At 70.3% G+C, this 6730-nt stretch carries 8 protein-coding genes; 4 read left to right on the top strand and 4 right to left on the bottom strand.

Features of this window, described 5'->3' with window-relative positions:
- Positions 1-501, bottom strand: a 501-nt coding sequence (locus B8460_RS10985; RefSeq protein ID WP_048861643.1) for a hypothetical protein, incomplete at its 3' end; no start/stop codon positions are given.
- A 207-nt stretch (positions 502-708) separates the two neighbouring features.
- Between B8460_RS10985 and B8460_RS10980 the strand changes: the two genes are divergently transcribed.
- The 3 genes from B8460_RS10980 (at position 709) to B8460_RS10970 (ending at position 2994) form a co-directional block, all read left to right on the top strand.
- Positions 709-2010: an Nramp family divalent metal transporter gene (locus B8460_RS10980; protein WP_048861642.1), complete on the top strand. Its 1302-nt coding sequence runs from the start codon at positions 709-711 to the stop codon at positions 2008-2010.
- Between the two features lie 18 nt (positions 2011-2028).
- Positions 2029-2472 (top strand): manganese-binding transcriptional regulator MntR, encoded by a 444-nt coding sequence (mntR, locus tag B8460_RS10975; RefSeq protein WP_048861641.1) that lies wholly within the window; start codon positions 2029-2031, stop codon positions 2470-2472.
- A gap of 78 nt (positions 2473-2550) precedes the next feature.
- Positions 2551-2994 (top strand): MarR family winged helix-turn-helix transcriptional regulator, encoded by a 444-nt coding sequence (locus B8460_RS10970; protein WP_052945217.1) that lies wholly within the window; start codon positions 2551-2553, stop codon positions 2992-2994.
- Between the two features lie 15 nt (positions 2995-3009).
- Here the strand turns inward: B8460_RS10970 and kdsA are convergent, their stop codons facing one another.
- Positions 3010-3843, bottom strand: coding sequence for a 3-deoxy-8-phosphooctulonate synthase (gene kdsA, locus B8460_RS10965; RefSeq protein WP_048861640.1), 834 nt, complete (start codon positions 3841-3843; stop codon positions 3010-3012).
- A gap of 167 nt (positions 3844-4010) precedes the next feature.
- Here kdsA and B8460_RS10960 point away from each other — a divergent pair, with 167 nt between their 5' ends.
- Positions 4011-4607 carry a hypothetical protein gene (locus B8460_RS10960; RefSeq protein ID WP_048861639.1) on the top strand — a complete coding sequence of 199 codons (597 nt, stop codon included), beginning with the start codon at positions 4011-4013 and terminating at the stop codon, positions 4605-4607.
- Positions 4608-4638: 31 nt separating this feature from the next.
- Here the strand turns inward: B8460_RS10960 and B8460_RS10955 are convergent, their stop codons facing one another.
- Both B8460_RS10955 and B8460_RS10950 read right to left on the bottom strand, forming a co-directional pair.
- Positions 4639-5025: an MAPEG family protein gene (locus tag B8460_RS10955; protein WP_048861638.1), complete on the bottom strand. Its 387-nt coding sequence runs from the start codon at positions 5023-5025 to the stop codon at positions 4639-4641.
- Between the two features lie 7 nt (positions 5026-5032).
- Positions 5033-6664, bottom strand: coding sequence for a CTP synthase (locus tag B8460_RS10950; RefSeq protein WP_048861637.1), 1632 nt, complete (start codon positions 6662-6664; stop codon positions 5033-5035).
- Between the last annotated feature and the right edge of the window lie 66 nt (positions 6665-6730).

Below are 6730 nucleotides of genomic sequence, written 5' to 3'. Positions count from 1 at the left end.
GCGCCGCGGGGCGGCGGGGATGTCGAGGGGTCGGACGATGCCGACATGCCACGCGCCGTCGAGCTTGCCGCGCAGGACCGGCGATACCGCCGTCTCGCCGGTGCGCAGCGCCTCGGCCAGCAATTCATGATTGACGGTCGGCAGCGCCGCGCCGAGCGGGCGGCGCGTATTCAGCACCTGGGTGCCGTCCTCGTTGACCAGCGCGATGCACCATCCGTCGCCGGCGACCGCGCGCGCCTCCTCGTAGAACTCCGGCCAGTCGGCGCGACGCAGGGCGGCCGACCGGCCGAGCGTGTCGGCGGCGACGACGCCCATGGTCGCGGTCCCGTCCACCGCGAGGGCGACGGCGCGCGCGGTCGCCGCGAACTGCTCCTCATACGCGAGGCGTTCGTCCTGGGCGTAGCGGGTGAGCAGGAGGCCGGTGCACAGCGCCTGCGGCAGCACGGCGGCCGCGACCACGATCAGCAGCCGTGACGTAACGGTGCGCGCACGCCAGACCATGTGACACCTCTGACGTGAAATCCGACCGGCTACTCGCCGATCGCGTGCAGACAACATTTCGTATTCTATCGGCGCATTTCTCACCCGCGCAACTCGCCGCCGCCCGCCAAAACCCTTGACGTGCCCGTTGCCTGCGCCATTTCCTGTAGCCCAGGCTACACTTCGCGGGCCGGGTTACGGCTGGCCGCCACAGGAGGTTCCGCCGCGATGCACGACGTCGTCCCGATGACCCTGTCGGACCGCACCACGGCGGTGGCCAAGGAGGCGTTGCGCGGCGGCCGGCGCGGGCCCTGGGCGGCGCTGGCCTTCGCGGGGCCAGCCGTGACGGCCTCGATCGCCTATATCGACCCGGGCAATTTCGCGACCAACATCCAGGCGGGCGCCGGCTTCGGCTACATGCTGCTGTGGGTCGTCGTCCTGGCGAACGTCCTGGCGATGCTGTTCCAGGGCCTGTCGGCGCGGATCGGCATCGCGACCGGCCACAGCCTCGCCAGCCTGTGCCGGCAGCATTTTCCCCGGCCGCTGGTGCTCGCGATGTGGCTGGTGAGCGAGGTCGCGGCGATGGCCACGGACCTTGCGGAGCTGCTGGGCGCGGCGCTCGGGCTGTCGCTGCTCGCGCACCTGCCGCTGCTGGTGGCGCTTGGGATCGCGACGATCGGAACCTGGGCGATGCTCACCCTGCAGCGGCGCGGCTTCCGTCCGATCGAGCTGCTGGTCGGCGGGTTCGTGGCGGTGATCGGCATCTGCTACGTGATCGAACTAGCGATCGCCCCGCCGGACTGGCCGGCCTTCCTCGCCGGCGCGACGATCCCGCGCCTCGCGGGGCCGGACACCGTCACCCTCGCGGTCGGCATCATCGGCGCGACCGTGATGCCGCACGTCATCTATCTCCATTCGAGCCTGACGCATGACCGCGTCATCGTCAGCGGCGAGACGGAACGGCGGCGTCTGGTGCGCTTTTCCAACCGCGAGGTCGTCGTGGCGCTCGGTGTCGCCGGGCTGGTGAACATGGCCATGCTGGCGATGGCGGCGAGCGCCTTCCACCACGGCCATTCCAATATCGACCAGATCGAGACCGCCTATCACACCCTCGCCCCGCTGCTGGGGCCGCTCGCGGCCGGCGCGTTCATGCTGTCGCTGCTGGCGTCCGGCTTTTCCGCCTCGATCGTCGGCACCATGGCGGGGCAGGTCATCATGCAGGACTTTACCGGCTGGCGGGTGCCGCTCTGGGCGCGGCGGCTGGTGACGATGCTGCCGGCGTTCGCGGTCGTCCTGCTCGGCTACGGGGTCACCGAGTCGCTGGTGATCTCGCAGGTCGTCCTCAGCCTCGTGCTGCCGGTGCCGATCATCGCCCTGCTGGTGCTGGTCCGCCGCCGTGATCTGATGGGACCGCTGGTCATCGGCGCCTGGACGACGTTCCTGGCGTGGCTCGCGGGCGGCGTGATCCTGCTGTTGAACGTCATCCTTCTGCTGCAACTGGCCGGGGTGCCGGTTCCGGGGCTAGGATGAGGCGGTGATGACGGCCGCATGATGACCACGGGGACCGAGCCCCGCGCGCTTCCGACCGAGCCCGCCCAGGCACGCCGCTTCGGCAAGACCCGGACGGCGCAGTCGCACGCGCTGCTGGAGGATTACGTCGAGCTGATCGCCGACCTGCTCGCGGTCGGGGGCGAGGCGCGCGCAACCGACATCGCCCGCCGCCTCGGTGTCTCGCACGCCACCGTCGTCAAGACGGTGGGCCGCCTGAAGCGGCAGGGGCTCGCGGTGTCCCGTCCCTATCGCGGCATCTTCCTGACGGAGGAAGGCGAGCTTCTCGCCACCCGTGTCCGGGCGCGGCATCAACTCGTCCTCGATCTGCTGCGCGCGGTCGGGGTCCCGGACGAGGCGGCCGAGCAGGACGCCGAGGGGATCGAGCACCACGTCTCCGAGGCGACGCTGCTGGCCTTCGACCGCTTCCTGCGCAGCCGCTGAGGCGGTCGCCCCGTCCGTTTTACTTCGCCGCCCGGTTATGCTGTGTTCGCTGAACACAACTTTCGATTGCGGACACCCGTGAGCCGGCCAAGCTTCAACGTCGAGGGTCTGGGCGCTATCGCCGGACGTCTGCACCGCGCCGTACAGGGTACGGTCCTGCAACGCCTTGCCGAACGCGGGTTCGAGGGGCTGACCGCCGGGGCGGCGACCCTGATGCCTCTGATCGAGCCGCAGGGCTCGCGCCCGATCATCCTGGCCGAGCGCAGCGGCCTGACCCGGCAGGCGGTCGGGCAGATCATTCGCGAACTGATGGCGCGGCGTTTCGTGGAGGTGGCCCCCGACCCGTCCGACGCGCGCGCCAAGGTCGTCCGGGTGGTGGGCGCCGGCCGCGCGCTGCAGGACGCCAGCATCGCCGCGCTTGATGAGATCTACCGGCGGGCCGGCACGGTCATCGGCGATGACGGCGTCCCGCGCCTCGAGGCCGCGATGAGCCGGCTGGCCGACGCGGTCGCGCCGGGCTGAGATCGCGCGCCGCCCTCAGCTAAGGCCCGGATCGGCCTTGGCGAGGGCGTCGAACGCCGCGAGGCGGCGCACCAGCCCCGCCATGTCGCGCAGCGGGATCATGTTCGGCCCGTCGCTGGGCGCGTGGTCCGGATCGGGATGCGTCTCGATGAACACGGCGGCGACGCCGACCGCGAGCGCGGCGCGTGCCAGCACGGGCGCGTATTCCCGCTGTCCGCCGGAGGAACTGCCCTGCCCGCCCGGCTGCTGCACCGCATGGGTGGCGTCGAAGACCACCGGCCAGCCCGTCGCCGCCATGATCGGCAGGGCGCGCATGTCCGCGACCAGCGTGTTGTAGCCGAAGCTGCTCCCCCGCTCGGTCAGCAGGATGCGCCTGTTGCCGGTCGCCGCGATCTTCGCCGCGACGTTCGGCATGTCCCACGGCGCCAGGAACTGCCCCTTCTTGACGTTCACGGCGGCCCCCGTCTCCCCGGCCGCGACCAGCAGATCGGTCTGGCGGCTGAGGAAGGCCGGAATCTGCAGGATGTCCACGGCCTCGGCCGCCGGGGCGCACTGCTCGGGCAGATGCACGTCCGTCAGCACGGGCAGCCCCGTCGCCTCCCGCACCCGCGCCAGGATGGCGAGGCCGCGCGCCATGCCGACGCCGCGGGCGGCGGTCGCGCTGGTGCGGTTGGCCTTGTCGTAGCTCGACTTATAGATCACCGGCACGCCCGTCGCGCGGCCAAGCTCGGCCAGGGCATGCGCGACCTCCAGCGCCTGCGTCTCGCCCTCGATCTGGCAGGGACCAGCGATCAGGACGAAGGGCAGGCGGTTGCCGAAACGAACGCCACGGACGTCGACGATCTCCATCGTCCGGACCCTATCCGCCCGCGCCCGTCGCGCCTAGTCCGCCCGGCCCCTGGCCACCCACCGGCCAACACAGGCGCGCGAGAAAGAAGCGAAAACCCGCACAGAAGGCTGGTATCCCATGCTACCCTCCGGTCCTTCACGGTTCGCGCAGGGAAGGAGGAAGACACATGGATTGGGTCGTCAGCTGGAACAAGCGGTACGAGCGGGTCCCCGAGGACATGCGCTTCGGCCTCGTCGTGTCCGTCGTCGTCCTCGTCGGCATGATCAACATGCTGCTGACCATCAGCACGGGCTTCCCGTTCGGACTGCTGGTGCTGCTGGCGATCCTGTTCATCGCGGGCGTCCGGTTCGCTTATATCCTGGAAGCGCCGGCCGAGGTGCGTGACGAGACGGTCGAACCGGCCAAGCTTCACGCCGACTGGGTAGTGGGTCTGAACCGCTGGTACGACGGCCTGCCGGAAGACAGGCGGTTCTGGGTGGTGCCGGCCGTGCTGATCGTCGCCGGCTTCGTCAACATGATGCTGACGCTCGCGCACGCCTTCCCGTTCGCGCTTCTGTTCCTGCTGGTGCTGCTGGCGATGGTGGCGATCCGCCTGCCGTATCTGCGCGGCTGGCTGCGCGAGCCGCCGAGCCTCAGCCTCGCCGGCGCGCCGTCCGCCCATGCGGTGGAACACGCGCCGACGCTGCCGCCCCCGGCCATGGAAGCGACGCACGCCGCGTCGCACACGCTGCCGTCCGACACCGTTCACCCGACCGAGGAGTGACCTGCCCGGCGTCGCCGGCCCGGCGGCGCACTCAGCCGGACAGATGCGTGAGTGCGTGCAGGCTGGCGACGCCGATCATGGCCCAGGTGAGGATGATCCCGCCCGCTCGGAAGACGTTGGGCGGGCGCATGCGCATGCCGATCGGATGCATCACGCGGCCCAGCACCAGGGCGACCGCGAGGCCGAGCACGAACCGGGACGACCCCAGATCGTGCTCGGCGATCGCGAGCAGGATCAGCCCAATCGGCGCGTACTCGGCGAAATTGGCATGCGAACGAACCCCGACCTGCAGCCCAGGGGCATCCTCGCCGAGGCTGCGCCCGGTGCGGAAGCGCAGCACCGTCACCGGAATCGCGAGCACGAGCGCCAGCAGGCCGAGCAGCCCGGCCGTGACGCTGGTGACGGGAAGGGCGCTCACCGCCGCATCAGACCAGTCGCGCCTGGCGCACCGCCGCGCCGATGAAGCCGGCGAACAGGGGATGCGGCTCGAACGGCTTGGATTTCAGCTCCGGGTGGAACTGCACGCCCACGAACCAGGGATGCGACGGCAGCTCGATAATCTCCGGCAGCACGCCGTCCGGTGACAGGCCGGAGAAGCGCAGCCCCGTGGCTTCCAGCGCCGTGCGGTAATGGATGTTGACCTCGTAGCGGTGGCGGTGGCGCTCCTCGATGCGGGTGGCGCCGCCGTAGATCTCCGACACGAGGCTGCCTTCGGCAAGCGACGCGGCATACGCGCCGAGGCGCATCGTGCCGCCGAGATTGCCGCCCTCGCGGCGCCGTTCGATTTCGTTGCCGCGCGCCCATTCCGTCAGGAGCCCGACCACCGGCACGTCGCACGGGCCGAACTCCGTGGACGAGGCGCCGGGCAGGCCGGCGAGGTTCCGCGCCGCCTCGATCACCGCCATCTGCATCCCGAAACAGATGCCGAGGAAGGGCACGCGCCGCTCGCGCGCGAAGCGCACCGCCTCGATCATGCCGAGCGTGCCGCGCTCGCCGAAGCCGCCGGGAACGAGGATGCCGTGCACCCCCTCCAGCCGCGAGATACGGTCGGGCTGGCTGAACACCTCGCTGTCCACCCATTCGGGCAGGACGCGCACCCGGTGCGCGATACCGCCATGGGCCATCGCCTCGGCCAGCGACTTGTAGCTGTCGAGCAGCGAGGTGTACTTGCCGACGACCGCGATCTTCACCTCGCCTTCCGGCGCGCGCACCGTCGCGGCGACGCGCTCCCAGCGCGACAGGTCGGGCGGCGTTGCGTGCGGCAGGTCGAAATGGCGCAGCACCTCGCGGTCCAGCCCCTCGGCGCTGTAGCTGACCGGCACCGCGTAGATCGTATCCACGTCGAGCGCCGCGATCACCGCCTCGGGCCGGACGTTGCAGAACAGCGCGATCTTGCGCCGCTCGTTCGGCGGGATCGGCCGGTCGCAACGGCAGATGAGCAGCTGCGGCTGGATGCCGACATTGAGCAGTTCCTTGACGGAATGCTGCGTCGGCTTGGTCTTCAGCTCGCCGGCCGAGGGGATATAGGGCACCAGCGTCAGGTGCACGAACATCGCCCGCTCGTGGCCGAGTTCGTTGCCGAGCTGACGGATCGCCTCCAGGAACGGCAGGCTCTCGATGTCGCCGACGGTGCCGCCGATCTCGATCAGCACGAAATCGAGGCCCTCGGTATCCCGCACGATCGTCTCCTTGATCGCGTCGGTGATGTGCGGAATGACCTGCACGGTCGCGCCGAGATAGTCGCCGCGCCGCTCGCGGGCGATCACCTCGGCATAGAGGCGGCCCGTTGTCGCGTTGTCGGCCCGCGTCGCGTGCACGCCGGTGAAGCGCTCGTAGTGGCCGAGGTCGAGGTCGGTCTCCGCCCCGTCATCGGTGACGAACACCTCGCCATGCTGATACGGGCTCATCGTGCCCGGATCGACGTTGAGATACGGGTCGAGCTTGCGCAGCCGCACGGAATAACCGCGCGCCTGCAACAGCGCACCCAGGGCTGCCGCCGCGATACCCTTGCCAAGCGAGGAGACCACGCCGCCGGTGATGAACACAAAGCGCGTCATGGGCGCCCCTTATACGTAGCCGACTCGCGTGAAGGGAAGGGACGCGTTCAGTTCGTCGGGACCGAC

The organism is Acidisphaera rubrifaciens HS-AP3, assembly GCF_000964365.1.
GTDB lineage: Bacteria > Pseudomonadota > Alphaproteobacteria > Acetobacterales > Acetobacteraceae > Acidisphaera > Acidisphaera rubrifaciens.
Note: the sequence above shows the minus strand (reverse complement) of the source record. Positions and strands in the feature narration are given on the sequence as shown.

What these genes read in the sequence shown, in the direction of transcription:
- B8460_RS10980 (WP_048861642.1), top strand. Translation starts at nt 709, where the DNA reads ATGCACGACGTCGTCCCGATGACCCTGTCGGACCGCACCACGGCGGTG.
- mntR (WP_048861641.1), top strand. Translation starts at nt 2,029, where the DNA reads ATGATGACCACGGGGACCGAGCCCCGCGCGCTTCCGACCGAGCCCGCC.
- kdsA (WP_048861640.1), bottom strand. Translation starts at nt 3,843, where the DNA reads ATGGAGATCGTCGACGTCCGTGGCGTTCGTTTCGGCAACCGCCTGCCC.
- B8460_RS10960 (WP_048861639.1), top strand. Translation starts at nt 4,011, where the DNA reads ATGGATTGGGTCGTCAGCTGGAACAAGCGGTACGAGCGGGTCCCCGAG.
- B8460_RS10950 (WP_048861637.1), bottom strand. Translation starts at nt 6,664, where the DNA reads ATGACGCGCTTTGTGTTCATCACCGGCGGCGTGGTCTCCTCGCTTGGC.